We start from the raw sequence: 16,141 nt of genomic DNA on the forward strand, positions 1-16,141 counted from the left end.
ACCCGGCTGCGCGGGGCGGCCAACCACGGACAGTGCGACACGCTGCACGGGGACCACCCGAGGCTGGTCACCGAGCACCGTCTGCGTCCAGCGGTGCGCGCTTAACCTGGACGGGGGTCGACCATCCGCCCCGCCGACACCGCCGTCGTCAAGGAGCCCCCCGTGCGCTCGTCGCTCGTCCTGTCCCCCCGCGACCTCGAGTTCCTGCTGCACGAATGGCTGCAGGTCGAAACGCTGACCAAGCGGGAGCGGTTCGCCGAGCACTCGCGGGAGACGTTCGACGCCGTCCTGGAGCTGGCCGAACAGATCGCCACCGAGCAGTTCGCCCCGCACAACCGCAAGGCCGACGAGAACGAGCCGCACGTCGTCGACGGCAAGGTCGTGCTGATCCCGGAGGTGGCGGCGGCGCTGCGGGTCTTCGCCGAGGCGGGGATGACCGCCGCCGCGCTGCCCGAGGAGCTCGGTGGGCTCCAGTTGCCGGCGGTGGTGAACCAGGCGGTGCACGTGTGGTTCCAGGCCGCCAACATCGGCACCTCGGCCTATCCGTTCCTGACGATGGCCAACGCGAACCTGCTGGTCGCCCACGCCACCCCGGAGCAGGTGCAGACCTACGTGCCGCCGATGGCCGAGGGGCGCTGGTTCGGCACGATGGCGCTGTCGGAGCCGCAGGCCGGGTCGTCGCTCGCCGACATCACCACCCGCGCCGAGCCCCAGGACGACGGCAGCTACCGGCTGACCGGCAACAAGATGTGGATCTCGGCCGGGGACCACGAGCTGACCGAGAACATCGTCCACCTGGTGCTGGCCAAGGTGCCCGGGGGCCCGGCCGGGGTGAAGGGCATCTCACTGTTCATCGTGCCCAAGTTCCTGGTCGGCGAGGACGGGTCGCTCGGCGAGCGGAACGACGTCGTGCTGGCCGGCCTGAACCACAAGATGGGCTACCGCGGGACGACGAACACCCTGCTGAACTTCGGCGAGGGCGTGCACACCCCCGGCGGGCAGCCCGGCGCCGTCGGCTTCCTGGTCGGCGAGCAGCACCGCGGACTGACCTACATGTTCCACATGATGAACGAGGCGCGGATCGGCGTCGGGATGGGCGCCACCGGGCTGGGCTACACCGGGTACCTGCACGCCGTCGACTACGCCCGCGACCGCACCCAGGGCCGGCCGCTGTCCGGCAAGGACCCGGCGACGCCGCCGGTGCCGATCATCGAGCACCCGGACGTGCGGCGGATGCTGCTGGCCGGCAAGTCCTACGTCGAGGGCGGGCTGGCGCTGGGCCTGTACTGCGCGCGACTGGTCGACGAGGAGCGCACCGCCGAGGGCGAGGCCGACCGGCAGCGGGCGCACCTGCTGCTGGAGATGCTGACCCCGATCGCCAAGAGCTGGCCCTCGCAGTGGTGCCTGGCCGCCGACGACCTGGCCATCCAGGTGCACGGCGGCTATGGGTACACCCGCGACTACCCGGTCGAGCAGTTCTACCGGGACAACCGGCTCAACCCGATCCACGAGGGCACCCACGGCGTCCAGGCGCTTGACCTGCTGGGCCGCAAGGTCGTCATGTCCGGCGGGGCGGGCCTGAGCCTGCTGGGCGAGACGATCACGGCGACCACCGCCCGGGCGGCCGGCACGCAGTGGGCCGACCTGGGCGAGCAGCTCGACGGCCTGGTGCAGCAGCTCGGCGCGGTCACCGCGACGCTGTGGGGCCAAGGCGACCCGCAGGTGGCGCTGGCCAACGCCAGCGTCTACCTGGAGGCGGCCGGCCACGTCGTCGTCGGCTGGCTGTGGCTGGAGCAGGCCCTGGCCACCGAGGGCCGGGACGGCGACTTCTACACCGGCAAGCGCCAGGCCGCGCGCTACTTCCAGCACTGGGAGCTGCCCAAGGTCGGCCCGCAGCTGGCCCTGCTGGCCTCGCTGGACACCACGGTCCTGGAGATGCGCAGCGACTGGTTCTGAACGCGACGACGGCGGCCCTCCGGGAGGAGGACCGCCGTGGTGGGACAGTCCAGCGGCGCCGGTGGGCGCCGGGAGGTCAGGAGGCGGCGTTCGCGGGGACCGGCGAGCGGTTCTCCGCGGCAGCGTGCCGTGCGCGCGGCCGCGATGCTGCGCGCTTCTCCGCCTCGTACCGCGCGGTGGACTGCGTGCCCATCGCGATGACCAGGGCCGTCAGGACCAGGAACCCGATCAGGGTCAGCGCCGGCCAGAACACCATCTGTCGCTCTCCATGCTTCTCTTCGAGACTCGCCAGGACGGGCCCGACGACTTCCGTCCGGCGTCCACTGCCCGGTCCGGCGCGCGGCGAACCCCTGGGTACGCGGAATTCACCCAAAAGAGCTGTGACGCTCCTCGCAACCCCCGTGGGGCGCAGGGCCAGGCACGTCGGGGGGACCCGGCCCGCGCGCCACCCGGGAACCGCCCGGTGTCGGATTCTCCCCCGCTGGAGGCTTGCCAGGGGTCGGGCCGGGGCACCCACCGCTCGACAATGACGGCGCCACACCCCGGAGGCCACGAATGGCCGGAGCCAGTGCGCGCGACCCCCAGGAGGGGGCGCGCAGTGACACTGCGCAGGACAGCCGGGAGCGCGACATCGCTCCCGACGACGACAACATCACGCACGAGCGGGCCGACTTCGCGCCCACCGGCGCAGACACCGGCACGGGCACCGGCGCGACGCTGAAGCGCACGGCCAAGGAGTTCAGCGAGGACGGGCTGACCGACTGGGCGGCCACGCTGACCTACTACGGCGTGCTGGCGCTGTTCCCCGCACTGACCGCCCTGGTGTCGATCGTCGGCCTGCTCACCGAACCGCAGCAGCTCACCGACGCCATCACCGAGGTCGTCCCCGCTCAGGCGGCCGACACGCTCAACCCGGTCATCGAGCAGATCGCGGGGAGTCCGGGTGCGGCCGGGCTCGGCCTGGTCATCGGCCTCGCCGCTGCCATCTGGTCGGCCTCCGGCTACGTGGGCGCCTTCACCCGGGCGGCCAACGTGGTCTACGAGGTCCGCGAGGGCCGCAAGATCTGGAAGCTCAAGCCGCTGCAGCTGCTGGTCACGCTGATCGGCATCCTGTTCGCCGCGCTCATCCTGGCGATGCTGGTGCTCAGCGGCCCGGTCGTCGACGCGATCGGGCAGTCCATCGGGTTGGGCGACACCGTGCTCACCGTCTGGAGCTGGGCGAAGTGGCCGGTCATCCTGGTGCTGCTGGCGCTGATGATCGCCGTCCTCTACTACGCCACCCCCAACGCGAAGCTGCGCGGGTTCAAGTGGGTCAGCCCCGGTGCGGGCGTCGCCATCCTGGTGGCGGTCGTCGCGTCGGCTGCCTTCGCGTTCTACGTGGCCAACTTCGGCAGCTACAACGCCACCTACGGGGCACTGGCCGGTGTCGTGATCTTCCTGATCTGGTTCTGGCTGATCAACCTGGCGCTGCTGTTCGGCATCGAGCTCGACTCCGAGATGGAGCGGACGACGGAGCTGAAGGCCGGTGTGCCGCGCGCGGACAAGGAGATCCAGCTCGACGCCCGGGCAGAGCCGAAGCGTCAGCAGACCACCTGATCCACCCCGCACACCCACGACGGCCCCCGGTCCAGCTGGACCGGGGACCGTCGTCCGTGCTCAGTCGGTCGGCCGGCGCATCGACCACATCTGGGCGGGCCGCTCGAACTGGGTGGCGATCTCCCAGCTCACCCCGGGCGGGCCGGTCTCCTTGCGGAAGTTGCCGACCGCCAGCCGGGCCAGGGCCGGGTCCCGGGCCACCCGGGCGGCCAGCTCCCGGGCGCGGCCCTCGACGGCGTCGTCGTCGTGGGTCTCCCAGGCCAGGCCGAGCCGCACCGCTGCCTCGCCGTCCAGCTCCTCGCCGAACAGCGCCATCGCCGCGGCCGCCTCGCGCCCGATCAGCCGGGACAGCAGCACGAAGTGCCCGCCGCCGGGGTGGATGCCGCGCTTGAGGAAGCCGCAGATCAGCCGGGCGTCCCGGGCGACGATCCGCAGGTCGGCGGCGAGCAGCATGTTCATCCCGGCGCCCACCGCCGAGCCGCGGACGGCGGCGATCGTCGGCACCCGGACCTGGCCGAGCCGGTAGAAGGAGTCGTAGATGGCGCCCATCCCGGCGTAGGCCTCGGGCGCCGCCGGGTCGCGGCCGGCGTCGGTCAGGGTCTGCACGTCCCCGCCGGCGCAGAACGACTTCCCGACCGCCTGGACCACGAGGGCGCCGACATCGTCCCGACCGTCCACCTCGTCGAACGTCGCGATCAGCTCGGCCGCCATCGCGGGGGTGAGCGCGTTGCGGCGTTCCGGGGCGTTGAGCGTGACGACGGCGACGCCGTCGGTGACCTCGAGCTGGACCTCGCCTGAGCTGCCGGACATGCGACTCCCTCGCGTCGTCGGCCGGCGGCGGTGCCGGCCGTGTCCCTGCGATCAGACCACGAGGCCGGCGACGTCTCTCATCGGCTGGTCGACTGGCCGTCGTCACCGCGGCGGGCCAGCGGCACCCGCTCCACCCAGCCGGCGACCGTGGCCAGCCTGCGGCTGACCGCCTGGCCGGCCGGGGCGATCCGCGCGGGGGCGTGCTGCACACCCGCATCGACCAGGTCCCGCGTGCGGTCGAGCAGCGACAGCGGCAGCCCGGAGAGTGCGTTGCCCGGCGGACGGCGGGAGACCGTCGGGTGCGGCCGGGTCGGCGAGACCAGCCGGGCGAGCTGCCACTGCCGGCCCAGCCGGCGCAGCGCGTCGGCGTCCAGGGCCTCCTGCAGGCGGGGGAACATCACGTCCTCCTCGTCCCGGACGTCCTCGCGCAGCACCTCCACCAGGCGGGACAGCGCGGCAGCCCGGCGCGGGTCGTCGTGCGGGAGGGTCTCCAGCTCGCTGACCAGCTCGTTGACCTCCTGGTGCTCCTCCTCGACCTGGCGGGTCAACGTGTCACCATCGGGCAGCACCCGCCGGATCACCGGCCAGAGCACGGTCTCCTCGGCGAAGGCGTGGCTGAAGACCAGCCGGTCGATCCGGCGCAGCACCTGCTCCTGGTCGGTGCCGGTGGTGCCGTCCAGCTCGTGCAGCAGCCGGTCCAGCTGCTCGTGGTCGTCCCGCTGGCGGGCGAGGACGCTGTTCGGCCCGCCGAGCTCCTCGACGGTCTGGTCGGCGATCGATCGCGGCATCGGGGACTCCTGACGTGCGGCGCTGCGGCGTCCGGGGCTGGGACGCTCCTGCTCCTGCCCGGGACCGGTCCGTCCCATGCGCCGGCCGAGCCCGCCCGTCGCAGGTGAGGGAGAGTGGAGGACATGGCGAACGTGATCGGGCGGGCCCGGCGGACGGCGGAGGACCCGGTGGGCGAGAAGCTGGCCGGGCCGCTGCACGCGGTCGACGCGGCCGTCGGGCGTCCGGCGCTGGAGTCGCACGAGGACGTGCCGGCCCTGTGCGGCGCGTACGTCCAGGTGGTGCCGGTGGAGGACGTGCCGGACGACACCGGGCTCTGCCCGGCCTGCCAGCACGGCAGCTGAGCGATCGCGTCGTACCCGTCCAGCACACTGCCGCGGTGACCTCGGGCAGTCCGGTCCAGGACGGCGGCGTCCCGGAGCGGGTGCTGCTGGTCCGCCCGGCGCCCGGTCAGGTGGAGGCGCATGCCCTCGCCGGCGCCGGTGCACCGGTGCGGCTCCCGGAGGAGGAGCTGCCCGGGTTCGTCCGGCAGCGCGCACGGACCCGCTGGGTCTGGGACGACACCACCCGCTGGTACCCGGGGCTGCTGGCGGCCGGGGTGCGGGTCGAGCGCTGCTCCGACCTGCGGTTGAGCCGGGCGCTGCTGCGCCACTCCCCTTTCGTCGACCAGGCGTTCCTCGCCGGGGACGACGCCGCGGCCTGGGACGCGCTCGCGCCGGTCGCTGCCGAGGACCACGCCCTCTTCGCCCTCGACGACCTGGCCGACCGGCTCGACCCGGGCGCCGAGCACGGCCGGCAGCAGGCGGCCCTGGCCGCATCGCCGCACCGCGGCCGGCTGGCCCTGCTGCTCGCCGCGGAGTCCTCGGGTGCGCTGGTGGCCGCGGAGATGACGCACGCCGGGCTGCCCTGGCGTGCCGACGTCCACGACCGGCTGCTGACCGAGCTGATGGGCCCACGGCCACTGCGGGGGCAGCGGCCGGCGGAGCTGGAACGGCTGGTGCCGGAGATCCGCACGGCCCTGGGGGCGCCGCAGCTGAACCCGGACTCCCCCGGCGAGCTGCTGCGGGCGCTGCAGACCGCCGGGCTGCCGGTGGCCGACACCCGGTCCTGGACGCTGGAGCAGCTGGACCACCCCGGCATCCCGCCCCTGCTGGAGTACAAGAAGCTCGCCCGGCTGCTCGCGGCGAACGGCTGGGCCTGGCTGGACAGCTGGGTGCGCGACGGCCGGTTCCGCCCCACCTACCTGCCCGGTGGGGTCGTGACCGGCCGGTGGGCGTCCTCCGGCGGAGGCGCGCTGTCGGTGCCGGTGCAGATCCGGCCGGCGGCCGTCGCCGACGCCGGCTGGCGGTTCGTCGTCGCCGACGTCTCCCAGCTGGAACCACGGGTGCTCGCCGGGATGAGCGGCGACACGGCGATGGCCGAGGCCGCCCGTGCGGCGGACCTGTACCAGGCGATGGTCGACAGCGGCGCCGTGCCGAGCCGCAGCGACGCGAAGCTGGGCATGCTCGGCGCGATGTACGGCGGCACCCGGGGCGAGAGCGGGCGGATGCTCCCCCGGCTGGCGCGCCGTTACCCGCGGGCCATCGGCCTGGTCGAGGAGGCCGCCCGGGCCGGCGAGCGGGGCGAGGTCGTGCACACCCTGCTCGGACGCGGCTCTCCCCCGCCGACCGGCGCGTGGGCCGAGCGCTCCCTGGAACCGTCAGATGACGATGTGCCGCCGGAGGACCGGGCCCGCGACCGTCGCGCGTGGGGCCGGTTCACCCGCAACTTCGTCGTCCAGGGCACGGGTGCGGAGTGGGCGCTGTGCTGGCTGGCCGACCTGCGCAACCGGCTCTGGCAGCTCGGGGACGCCGGCGGGCTCACCGACCGCCCGCACCTGGTGTTCTTCCTGCACGACGAGGTCGTGGTGCACACCCCCGCCGACCTCGCCGACGAGGTGACCGCGGCGGTGCACCAGGCCGCCGCGGAGGCCGGCCGGCTGCTGTTCGGCTCGTTCCCGGTCGACTTCCCGCTCGACGTCTCGGTCGTCGAGTCCTGGGCCGACGCCGACTGAGACCCGGTCAGACCTGCAGCAGCGACAGGACGCGCTGCGCCGACTGGTTCGCCTGGGCGAGCATCGCGGTGCCGGCCTGGGTCAGCACCTGGCCGCGGGTGAAGAGGGTCCTCTCCTGGGCCATGTCGGTGTCCCGGATCCGCGACTCGGCGGCCGTGGCGTTCTCCAGGGCCACCCCCAGGCTGCTGATCGTGTGCTCGAGCCGGTTCTGCACGGCCCCCAGCTCCGCCCGCTGAGCGGACACCAGCCCGATCGCCTGGTCGATGGCGCGGATCGCGGCCGGGGCGCCGACGGCGGGGCGGTACACCGGGCTGGCCGCCAGCACCTCCTCCGCGGTCGCGTCGTCGGCGGGCACGGGACCACGGAACACGAGGTCGTCGCCGACGGCCGTGAAGGCGTCGTCCCCGCTGGTGAGGCCGGCCGCCTGGGCCGCGGCGCCCAGCTGCTCCAGCGCCTCCGCGAGCGAGACGCCCTGGTCGCCGGTGGTGTCGACGAGGGACACCCGGCCCAGGTCGAGGGTGCGGCCGGCGACGGAGATCGTGCCGGTGAGCCGGGGGACGTGGCCGCCCGCGGCGGCATCGAGGAAGACGACCGAACCGGCCGCCGGGCTGTCCGGGGGCAAGGCGAGGACCGTCCACACGGTGACCGGCGGCGCGCCGGTCACCGGTGTGTACACCGGGGTGGCCGCGGCCAGGTCGCCCGCCGTCGCGTCGTCGGCGGGCAGTGGGCCGCGGAAGAGCAGGTCGTCGCCGTCGTCCAGGAACGGGTCGTGCGGCCAGCTGAAGCCGGCGGCCCGCGCGGCCGCCTTCAGGTGGGCCACGGCCTCGGCGTTGGTCACGCCGTCGCCCTCGGGATCGGGGTGGGCCACCGCTCCCAGGTCGAGGGTGCGCCCATCGACCGAGATGGTGCCGGTGAGCGCGGCGACGCCATCGGCCACCAGGGTCACGCCCTCGAACACGAGCGCGGCGCCGCTGGGGCTGTCTGTGCCGTCCGGGCCCACCGCCGCGGTCGTCCGCACCGCCGGTTCGCCCCGGGTGACGTCGACGTCCGCGAGGCCGAGTGCGACGGCGTTCGTGCCCCTGCCCAGGCGCAGCCCGATCGTCTCGCCGACCTGGGCGCCCACCTGGAAGACCCGGTCCCAGGAGCCGTCCAGCCGGGCGTTGCCGTGCGAGGTGGTGGTGACGGCGATCCGGTCCAGCTCGTCCCGGAGCTGGCTCAGCTCGGCCTGGACGGCCGACCTGCCGGCGGCGTCCACCGCCCCGTCGTTGGCCGCCCGGACGGCGAGGTCGCGCATGCGCTGCAGGATCGCGGCGCTCTCGTGCAGCGCGCCCTCCGCCGTCTGCAGGACGCTGATGCCGTCCCGGGCGTTGCGGAGCGCCTGGGTCGTCCCCCCGATCCGGGAACGCAGGCCCTCGGAGAGGGTCAGCCCGGCGGCGTCGTCGGCGGCCCGGTTGATCCGGAAGCCCGAGGAGAGCCGTTCCAGCGACGTGCGCAGCGCCTGGTCGTTCGTCGCCAGCACGCGCGAGGCGTTCATCGCCGCGATGCCGGTGGTGACGGTGAGACCCACGCTGTTCCTTCATGGCCGGGGGGATCGCCGCAACCGTGCGGCGGGAGGGTGACAGTGGCCCGGGGCGTGGCCGCCCCGGGCCGCCGTCGCTCAGTGCGGGTCGACCGCCACGAGGAAGCACCCGGCTGCACCGAACGGCTGGACGTCGAAGCCCAGCTGCAGCAGGCACTCGGCGATCGCGGCGTTCATCGTGTGCTGCACCGCCTCCTGCGCCGCGACGCCGCGGACGTGGTCGCGGCTCATCCGGTCGTGCTGGTGCCAGCTGACCAGCACACCCGGGTGCCCGGGCTCGGGCGTGAGGCACACGCCGCCGGCCGGGCCCTCCCCCGCGCAGTCGTGCAGCTGGAGCCCCGCCTCGACCAGCGCCGCAGTCACCTCGACCCCCAGCGAGACGAGCTCGTCCTCGTCCGCCAGCGGCCCGTCCCACTCCTCCGGCAGCCGGTCGAGCTGGTCCCCGAGGTCGCTGAGCCACTCCCGCTCGGCCGGCAGCTGCCGGCGGACCAACCGGCCGTCGGAGCGCAGCACGCCGTAGACGGCCCGGCCGGCACCCGCCGGTGCCGACATCGCCAGCCAGTCGGCCTCGATCGGGTCGGCGAACGGGCCCGCCAGCACCTGTTCCCGGGCGCCGTCCTCCTGCTCCTCGACCAGCCACCAGGCCGGCGGGGTGCCCTGCGCGCCGCCCTGCCGGCCCGCCGGGTGAGCCGCCATGCCGCTGGCCGGGACCGGCTGCACCGCCACCGCGTTGGCCGGCTCGGCGATCTGGGGCTGGACTGCCGCACCGCCGGCGACCGCCGCCGCGCCCACCGCCGCCGCGCCCACCGCCACCGGGACCGCCGCCTCGGCCGGCGCCTGCTGGCGCTGGCCCTGCACCTGGTTCCGCTCGAACTCGTACTGCGCGGTCGAGCTCTGCGCGAGGGCCACGACGAGCGCGGCCAGCACCACGAAACCGACCACGGCGACCACCGGCCAGATCAACATCACTGCCACCCACCGGGGACGGCGCCCCAGCTCGCGGCCCGACGCGAGGAGCCCTGGGCCCACCGGAGGAGCGAGACAGCGGACGACCGCAGGGAGGCGTGCACCGGCGTCGTCCCGTCCTCGCCGTCCACGTCGGCCTCGCCGTCCACGCCGGCCTCGAAGAGCTGGAGCAGGGCGGCCAGGTCCAGCTCCTCCTCTGCCGGGGTCACGGAACGGGACGACGGGCGGGGTGCCAGATCGAGCAAGGCGGTCACAAGGGGCTCCTCGGTGCATTCCGTCGCGGCTGGGGAAGTGCCGCGGACATGCCGAAAGCTAGGGCTCCCGACGCGCCGGACGACGCGCTTTCACACCGTCATCACGGTCCCGTCACCGAATCGTTGTGCGGGGCACCCGAACGGTCGATGACCGACCTGCCAGCAGCCGCCTTGTCGACATCGACACACCGCTGAGCTGGCCTTTTCTCGGATCAGGCCTCGGTCATCCCGATTCGGCGCGCGATTCCGGCCTGTCGCGCACGCCATTCCACGGTGGGCATCGGGCACATCCCCGGGAAGACGACACCGCCGCCGGTCTGGGCGGGGTCGCCGTAGGAGCGGCCGTGGAGGACCGCCTGTCAGAAGACGGCGGACCGCCGCCGCCACCGTGTGAGCACGACGGCGTAGGACACGAGGGCGACGCTCATCGCGGTCAGCCAGGCCGCCGTCTCGTACTGCGCCGGGTAGAGGACGTCGTGCAGGTAGTGCGCGATGAAGCTGCCCGCGTACGGCGCCCTGCCGCCGACCTCGAGCAGCCACTTCTCCAGAGTGGTGAGGGGACACGTGAAGTCGGCCAGCGTCACGTAGGCCGAGTAGGAGGTCGCCGCCATGCTCGGCCACAGCCAGGCCAGCCTGCGCAGCGCCAGGAACCCGCCGAACACGATGTAGGCCAGGAAGCCCATGTGCACGATGGCGACCACCACCGCGGCCACCACAGCCAGCCCGCTCGCCACGTGGAGAGCATAGGACTCCGGCGAACTGCCGCACCGGGTCTGCCGCGGCCGGGGCGGTGGCCGGCGCGGGCGTCGAGGCACGGTGGGTCGCGGTTGAATGGGGCGTGGCCTCGCGTGCGGTCCGGGACCTCGAGCCCGCCCGCTCCCCCAGCAGCTCTGCCCGGCGGTTCCTCGTCCCGATCTGCCTGGTCGTGGTGCTCGTCCGCGCGACATACGTGCTGAGGCCGCTGCGGAACGACGAGGGCGGCTACCTGCTGGCGGCGCGGCAGTGGCACGCGGGCGGTGAGTTCCTCTACGGCGACTACTTCGTCGATCGCCCGCCGCTGCTCATGCTGATCTTCAGGGTCGCGTCGCTCACCGAATGGGATCAGGCCATCCGTGTCCTCGCCATCCCGTTCGTCCTCCTGTTCGTCCTCGCCGGCTGGCGTGCGGGCACGCTGCTGGCAGGCCCGGTCGGCGGGCGGTGGGCCGCCGTGGTGGCCGCCGGGATCATGTGCTCTCCGGCGCTGGCGGCGGAGCAGGCGGACGGCGAGCTGTTCGGGGCTGCGCTCGTGATGGTGGGGTTCGCGCTGGCCCTGTCCGCATGGAGCGCCGACTCCACCACGGGCCGCTTCGGGTGCGCCGTCGCCGCCGGCGCGGCCGCCGCGGCCGCACCGCTGGTCAAGCAGAGTCTGCTGGAGGGCCTACTCCTCCTCGCCGGCCTGGTCGTCCTCGGGTGGTGGAGTCAGGGCGCCGCCCGTCGCCGCGCTCTTCTCGTCGGGGCCGGGGGCCTCCTCGGTGCACTGCTGCCCTGTGCGCTGGTCGTGCTGTGGCTGGCGGCGGCCCAGGTCCCGCCGGCCGACGCATGGCACGACCTCGTCGGTTCCCGTGGTGCCGCGTTCGACGTCCTCTGGTCGACGAGTCCGGACGACAACATCCGCAGGGCGGGGATGTTGCTGGTCCTGGGGTCGATCACGGGCCTCCTGCCGGTCGTGGTCATCTGGCTCCTCACCGCGCACCGCGGCCTGCGGCAGGGGTCGGCCGAGGGGAAGGTCATCACCCTGCTCCTCGTGTTCGGGATCGTGGGCATCGCGTCGGGTGGCGCGTACTGGCCGCCCTACCTGCTGCAACTCGCGCCGGCGGCCGTCCTCGCCGCCGGCGCGCTCGCTCCGTCCGTCTCCCGCGCCGGCGCCTGGATGCGGGGCTGCTGCAGGCTGGTCGCGGCCGCCGCTCTCGTCGGCACCCTGGCCTCGAACGTGATCTACGCCACCGTCCCGTCGGCCTGGTCCAGCCAGCGGACCGGCGAGTGGCTGGCCGACTCGAAGGCGGCGAGCGACACGGGCTTCGTGGCATACGGCCTCCCCTCCGTCCTGGAGACCGCGGACATGCCGTCGTCGTACCCGCACCTGTGGAGCGCGGCGATGCGCACGCTCGATCCCGGACAGACCCGGCTGCGGGCCACCCTGGCGGGGCCCGATGCGCCGTCGTGGGTCGTCCAGATCAACGGCCTGAACGCGTGGGGCATCGACGAGGGGTCGCGGCTGCGGGACCTGCTGCACGAGCGCTATCAGGTCGTCGCCGAGATCTGCGGCTACCGGGTGTGGTTGCGTGCGGATCTGACCCGGGAGCTGGCGCCACCACCGCCCTGCTGACGAGCCTGTGATCTCCGTCCGCGCCAGAGGCGGCGGTCAGCGGGGCACCTGCCGCCCAGGGGCCGCCGACGGCTGCGGGGAAGGAGGCCGGGCCCGGGTCAGCGCCGCTGCCTTCACTCCGTAGTCCAGGCCGGTGACCACCGTCCAGAGGACGGTCGTCACCACCACGGCCGTCAGGACCTCCGTCCACCCGGGTGCCGCCAGGGCGAGCACGATCAGCGTCGTCTGCGCTGCCGTCTTCGCCTTGCCGCCGCGGCTCGCCGGGATGACACCGTGGTGCAGGACCGCCAGTCGCAGGACCGTGACGGCCGCCTCGCGGGCGAGGATCAGCACGGTCGCCCACCAGGGGACGAGGCCGCGGGCGGACATGCACACCAGCGCCGTGGCGATCAAGGCCTTGTCGGCGATCGGGTCGAGGAGGGCGCCGAAGTCGGTGCACTGGTCACGACGCCGCGCGAGCCAGCCGTCCGCGACGTCGGTGAGCGACGCAGCGATGAACAGGGCAAGTGCGATCCACCGGCCCCGGGGGGTGTCTCCCGACACGACCAGAACCGCGCCGAAGACCGGCACGGCGAGCAGGCGGAGTCCGGTGAGGGCGTTGGGCAGCGTCCACATCCCGCTGGTCATCGCTGGAACACCATGAGGTGGTACCGGCAGGAGGCACCCTGCCCGACCGCCACGTGTGCGAGGCGGTATTCCGCCATGTCCGGGTGGTCGTGGATCGCCTGCTCGGTCGGGTAGGAGCCGACGAACCGGCTGGCGTCCCGGCTCGCGAGCACGAGGACGTCCGGGGCGCGGCCGTGCACGAGGTCTGCCCGCTCGCGGAACGGGATCCGGCCGGTCTCCTGGATGAGCGGCTCGTTGAGGAAGAAGTCGTCGATGACGAACCGCCCCCCGGCGCGGGCCGGCACCAGGCCGGCGTCGGAGATGGCGAAGGACGTGTCCGGCGGCGTCGTCAGCAACCAGTCGATGGCCGACTCCCGGGCGCCGACCCTGCAGTCGGTGTACCGGTCCTGCATGGCGTGCACGCTCCGGACGTCGCCGGGAGGCAGTGCCAGCACCAGGAGGGCGGCGACGACGACCAGTGCGGCGGCGCTCACCGTGCGGCGGCGCCGGGCGAGGGCCGTGACGCCGTACCCGACGACGACCGCCGCCAGCAGCGCGATCAGGGGCCAGACCGGCATGAAGAACCGGCTGTAGGCGTTCGCGCTGTCGAGGGTGCCAATGGACCCCAGCCCGTAGACGAGCGGCGGAACGGCGAGGAGGCGCGCCCTGCCGGTCAGGAGCAGCACACCGACCGCCGCCAGCACCGTCGGCAGCAGGGCCTGGTCGAGGAACTTGTCCAGCACGGTGAAACCGTCGCCGGCGCCGGACTTGTAGAGCACCGAGTTGGGGAGCAGGTGCCCGTAGATCCCGAGCCGGACGGCCTCGAGCGCGATCTGCGAGCCGAGCGGGATGCCCCCGAGCAGCAGGGCACGTCGGAACGCGCGCCGGCGCGTCGCCGCCCGGAAGAGGCCCGGGACCTCGCCGAGCGCCACCACGGCAGCCGCAACGGCGAGACCCTCCGGGCGCAGCCAGGGCAGCACGGCGAACGCCGCGGCGGCGCGCAGGACCCTGCCGCCGTCCCGTCGGGCGACCTCGAGGGTGCCCGCGGTGAGGGCGAATGCCACCAGCAGTGTCTCCAGGCCGCCGACCGCCCACAGGGCGAAGGGCGCGCTGCAGGCGGTCAGCACCGACCCGATCCGGGCCGCGGTCTCCCCCACGACGGGGCGGCCCGCGGCGTAGACGAGCACCACGCAGGCGAGGCCGGCCGCCACGCCCAGGAGGCGCGCCGCCCCGGGTGCGGACCAGCCGGCCCACGAGGCCAGCGCCTCCACGGCGACGAGCAACGGGTTGCTGAAGCCCTCGACGCGCGGGCCGCCCGGGTTCCACACGAATCCCTCGCCGGCCGCGAGGTTCTCCGCATATCGGACCGAGATCCAGGCGTCGTCGGTCAGGAAGCCCCGGAAGAGCCAGCACAGGGCCAGGTGGACGGCCGCGGAGAGTCCGACGACGGCCCAGCCGGGGCCCGGCGACCACCGGCCAGCGTGTGGGCGAGGTGGCGCGATTTCCTCGACCGGTAGACTGACCGTCCTCACAGCGCTCCGTTTCGGGCGGCCTCGAAGGCGATTCGAACGTCGACGTGTGCTGGCCGACGATTCAGAGAAGATAGCCGCGTATGGACGAACCCGCCGCCCGTGGACCTCGCGACCGCCACGCCTACGGCATGGCCGTCGCCGTCGCCCTGCTCACGGGTGCCGTGGCCGTCGTCTGCGCCGTGGTCCTCGGTCTGCCGCTGCGCGACCCGGACGGGTTCCTCGGCCCGACCTACGTGCGGCTGCCGTTGATCGCGGTGCTGCTGCTCGCGCTCGACGTGCTGACGCGGGTCCTGGTGCGCGTCCGCTCACCGAGAGCGGTTCCGGCAGAGGTCCTCAGCGTCGTTCGCGAACGCTGGCCCTGGCGCCGGCTCCGTCCGGTCCTGGTCGGGCTCGCGGCCTTCTACGTCACCTACGTCGCCTACCGGAACCTCAAGCACTACCTGCCCCTCTTCCGAACCGGCCTGGTCGACGACGAGCTGGCGGGGACCGACCGGGCACTCACGGGAGGGGTCGCACCCGCTGAGGTGCTGCACGACCTGCTCGGCACCGGGGTCGCCGCGCACGTCCTGTCGTGGTTCTACCTGGCGTTCCTGATGTTCGTGCCGGCCTCCCTGGGGCTCGCCCTCGTGCTGCGGGGTCGGGCCGGGCACGCCAGCTGGTACGTCACGGCGCTGTGCCTCAACTGGGCGCTCGGTACCGCCAGCTACTACGTCCTGCCGTCGAGAGGCCCGATCTACGCGGAACCGGAGCTGTTCTCAGACCTCCCCGAGACCGGCGTGTCCCGACTCCAGGACAGCTTGCTGCTGTCCCGCCTGATCGTCCTCGGCGACCCACAGGGGACCGAGCGACTCAACAGCATCGCCGCCTTCGCATCGCTGCACGTGTCGATCATCTTCACTGCCGCCCTCATCGGGCAGTTCGCGCTCGGCTCGATCGCGGTGCGCGCGGCGCTCTGGGGTTTCTTCGGGCTGACCGTCGTCGCGACGATCTACTTCGGCTGGCACTACCTCCTCGACGACGTCGCCGGGCTGGCGATCGGCGCCATCTCGGTCCTGCTCGCCGCATGGGGCACGGGTCAGTTCCGGGGCCGGCGGGAACCCGTGCCCGGGCCGGACGAATCCGGCGTGGCCGGGGCACGCGAGCGGCGACGCAGCCTCCGACGCCGCCCGCAGGCGGCTCCGTCCCCGCTGACGGCCGGGGGCGGTCCGGCTTCCCGCACCGACGCCGATCAGGTCGCGGGCTGAGCCGGGAACACGTACCGCCGGTAGGTCAGGAAGCGGAAGAGGCTGCCGAGTGCGAGGCCCACCACGTTGGCCGCGACGTTGTCGGCGACCGGGCTCCTGAGGTCGAGGACGCAGCGCGAGACCGCCAGACAGACGAGCGAGATCACGAGGGCGACTGCGCTGAGCGCCATGTACAGCGAGTACTCCCGCCCGAGTCGGCCACGGGGCCGGTCCCCGTAGGTCCAGAACCGGTTGCCGACATAGGCGACGGTGGTGCCCGCGACGAGAGAGATCGTCTTGGCGACCAGCGGCTGGTCGTCGAGCAGAGCGTTCCCGCGTTGGTGCGCCAAGGCGTTGCGGGGCCGGCTGCCCACCCGAGGGGACTCGTGCCGAGTGCGCGTCGCCTGCTCGGAAC

General features: G+C 73.7%; 16 protein-coding genes. 6 read left to right on the forward strand and 10 right to left on the reverse strand.

Features of this window, described 5'->3' with window-relative positions; all coding sequences use genetic code 11:
• Positions 1-162 precede the first annotated feature (162 nt).
• Positions 163-1,956: an acyl-CoA dehydrogenase gene (locus IN07_RS04110; RefSeq protein WP_036333867.1), complete on the forward strand. Its 1,794-nt coding sequence runs from the start codon at positions 163-165 to the stop codon at positions 1,954-1,956.
• Between the two features lie 76 nt (positions 1,957-2,032).
• Here the strand turns inward: IN07_RS04110 and IN07_RS04115 are convergent, their stop codons facing one another.
• Positions 2,033-2,212, reverse strand: coding sequence for a hypothetical protein (locus IN07_RS04115; protein ID WP_036333868.1), 180 nt, complete (start codon positions 2,210-2,212; stop codon positions 2,033-2,035).
• A gap of 299 nt (positions 2,213-2,511) precedes the next feature.
• Here IN07_RS04115 and IN07_RS04120 point away from each other — a divergent pair, with 299 nt between their 5' ends.
• Positions 2,512-3,552: a YihY/virulence factor BrkB family protein gene (locus tag IN07_RS04120; protein ID WP_036333869.1), complete on the forward strand. Its 1,041-nt coding sequence runs from the start codon at positions 2,512-2,514 to the stop codon at positions 3,550-3,552.
• A gap of 60 nt (positions 3,553-3,612) precedes the next feature.
• On the opposite strand, the gene IN07_RS04125 is transcribed toward IN07_RS04120, so the two are convergent.
• Together IN07_RS04125 and IN07_RS04130 are read right to left on the reverse strand one after the other, a co-directional pair.
• Positions 3,613-4,362: an enoyl-CoA hydratase/isomerase family protein gene (locus tag IN07_RS04125; protein WP_036333870.1), complete on the reverse strand. Its 750-nt coding sequence runs from the start codon at positions 4,360-4,362 to the stop codon at positions 3,613-3,615.
• A gap of 77 nt (positions 4,363-4,439) precedes the next feature.
• Positions 4,440-5,150 carry a hemerythrin domain-containing protein gene (locus IN07_RS04130; protein WP_036333871.1) on the reverse strand — a complete coding sequence of 237 codons (711 nt, stop codon included), beginning with the start codon at positions 5,148-5,150 and terminating at the stop codon, positions 4,440-4,442.
• A 123-nt stretch (positions 5,151-5,273) separates the two neighbouring features.
• Here IN07_RS04130 and IN07_RS04135 point away from each other — a divergent pair, with 123 nt between their 5' ends.
• Together IN07_RS04135 and IN07_RS04140 are read left to right on the forward strand one after the other, a co-directional pair.
• The gene (locus IN07_RS04135; RefSeq protein WP_036333872.1) at positions 5,274-5,492 is read left to right on the forward strand and encodes a hypothetical protein; all 219 of its coding nucleotides are present in this window, start codon (positions 5,274-5,276) and stop codon (positions 5,490-5,492) included.
• A gap of 35 nt (positions 5,493-5,527) precedes the next feature.
• The gene (locus IN07_RS04140) at positions 5,528-7,201 is read left to right on the forward strand and encodes a bifunctional 3'-5' exonuclease/DNA polymerase (protein ID WP_081975168.1); all 1,674 of its coding nucleotides are present in this window, start codon (positions 5,528-5,530) and stop codon (positions 7,199-7,201) included.
• A 7-nt stretch (positions 7,202-7,208) separates the two neighbouring features.
• On the opposite strand, the gene IN07_RS26615 is transcribed toward IN07_RS04140, so the two are convergent.
• The 4 genes from IN07_RS26615 to IN07_RS25605 all read right to left on the reverse strand — a co-directional run bounded on the left by IN07_RS26615 (position 7,209) and on the right by IN07_RS25605 (position 10,734).
• Positions 7,209-8,768, reverse strand: coding sequence for a flagellin N-terminal helical domain-containing protein (locus IN07_RS26615; RefSeq protein WP_036333873.1), 1,560 nt, complete (start codon positions 8,766-8,768; stop codon positions 7,209-7,211).
• Positions 8,769-8,858: 90 nt separating this feature from the next.
• Entirely contained in the window at positions 8,859-9,746 is an 888-nt protein-coding gene (locus IN07_RS04150) for a hypothetical protein (protein WP_036333874.1), read from the reverse strand.
• Positions 9,746-10,000, reverse strand: coding sequence for a hypothetical protein (locus IN07_RS04155; RefSeq protein WP_036333875.1), 255 nt, complete (start codon positions 9,998-10,000; stop codon positions 9,746-9,748). Before IN07_RS04155 ends, IN07_RS04150 begins: the two co-directional genes overlap by 1 nt.
• A gap of 359 nt (positions 10,001-10,359) precedes the next feature.
• On the reverse strand, positions 10,360-10,734 hold the full coding sequence (locus IN07_RS25605) for a DUF2784 domain-containing protein (protein ID WP_197058348.1): 375 nt from the start codon (positions 10,732-10,734) through the stop codon (positions 10,360-10,362).
• A 104-nt stretch (positions 10,735-10,838) separates the two neighbouring features.
• Here IN07_RS25605 and IN07_RS04165 point away from each other — a divergent pair, with 104 nt between their 5' ends.
• Positions 10,839-12,365 carry a hypothetical protein gene (locus IN07_RS04165; protein WP_036333876.1) on the forward strand — a complete coding sequence of 509 codons (1,527 nt, stop codon included), beginning with the start codon at positions 10,839-10,841 and terminating at the stop codon, positions 12,363-12,365.
• A 36-nt stretch (positions 12,366-12,401) separates the two neighbouring features.
• On the opposite strand, the gene pgsA is transcribed toward IN07_RS04165, so the two are convergent.
• Positions 12,402-12,992 carry a CDP-diacylglycerol--glycerol-3-phosphate 3-phosphatidyltransferase gene (gene pgsA / locus IN07_RS04170; protein ID WP_081975171.1) on the reverse strand — a complete coding sequence of 197 codons (591 nt, stop codon included), beginning with the start codon at positions 12,990-12,992 and terminating at the stop codon, positions 12,402-12,404.
• On the reverse strand, positions 12,989-14,503 hold the full coding sequence (locus IN07_RS04175) for a hypothetical protein (RefSeq protein WP_156119029.1): 1,515 nt from the start codon (positions 14,501-14,503) through the stop codon (positions 12,989-12,991). Before IN07_RS04175 ends, pgsA begins: the two co-directional genes overlap by 4 nt.
• Positions 14,504-14,583: 80 nt before the next feature.
• Between IN07_RS04175 and IN07_RS04180 the strand changes: the two genes are divergently transcribed.
• On the forward strand, positions 14,584-15,747 hold the full coding sequence (locus IN07_RS04180; protein WP_052090746.1) for a phosphatase PAP2 family protein: 1,164 nt from the start codon (positions 14,584-14,586) through the stop codon (positions 15,745-15,747).
• On the opposite strand, the gene IN07_RS25610 is transcribed toward IN07_RS04180, so the two are convergent.
• Complete coding sequence (locus IN07_RS25610) at positions 15,732-16,100, reverse strand: GtrA family protein (RefSeq protein ID WP_052090748.1); 369 nt, start codon at positions 16,098-16,100, stop codon at positions 15,732-15,734. The two genes, IN07_RS04180 and IN07_RS25610, sit on opposite strands and share 16 nt — an antisense overlap.
• Between the last annotated feature and the right edge of the window lie 41 nt (positions 16,101-16,141).

The organism is Modestobacter caceresii (assembly GCF_000761485.1).
In the GTDB taxonomy this organism is placed as follows: Bacteria; Actinomycetota; Actinomycetes; order Mycobacteriales; family Geodermatophilaceae; genus Modestobacter; species Modestobacter caceresii.

What these genes read in the sequence shown, in the direction of transcription:
- IN07_RS04115 (WP_036333868.1), bottom strand. Translation starts at nt 2,212, where the DNA reads ATGGTGTTCTGGCCGGCGCTGACCCTGATCGGGTTCCTGGTCCTGACG.
- pgsA (WP_081975171.1), bottom strand. Translation starts at nt 12,992, where the DNA reads ATGACCAGCGGGATGTGGACGCTGCCCAACGCCCTCACCGGACTCCGC.
- IN07_RS04180 (WP_052090746.1), top strand. Translation starts at nt 14,584, where the DNA reads ATGGACGAACCCGCCGCCCGTGGACCTCGCGACCGCCACGCCTACGGC.
- IN07_RS04120 (WP_036333869.1), top strand. Translation starts at nt 2,512, where the DNA reads ATGGCCGGAGCCAGTGCGCGCGACCCCCAGGAGGGGGCGCGCAGTGAC.
- IN07_RS04130 (WP_036333871.1), bottom strand. Translation starts at nt 5,150, where the DNA reads ATGCCGCGATCGATCGCCGACCAGACCGTCGAGGAGCTCGGCGGGCCG.
- IN07_RS04150 (WP_036333874.1), bottom strand. Translation starts at nt 9,746, where the DNA reads ATGTTGATCTGGCCGGTGGTCGCCGTGGTCGGTTTCGTGGTGCTGGCC.
- IN07_RS04135 (WP_036333872.1), top strand. Translation starts at nt 5,274, where the DNA reads ATGGCGAACGTGATCGGGCGGGCCCGGCGGACGGCGGAGGACCCGGTG.
- IN07_RS04125 (WP_036333870.1), bottom strand. Translation starts at nt 4,362, where the DNA reads ATGTCCGGCAGCTCAGGCGAGGTCCAGCTCGAGGTCACCGACGGCGTC.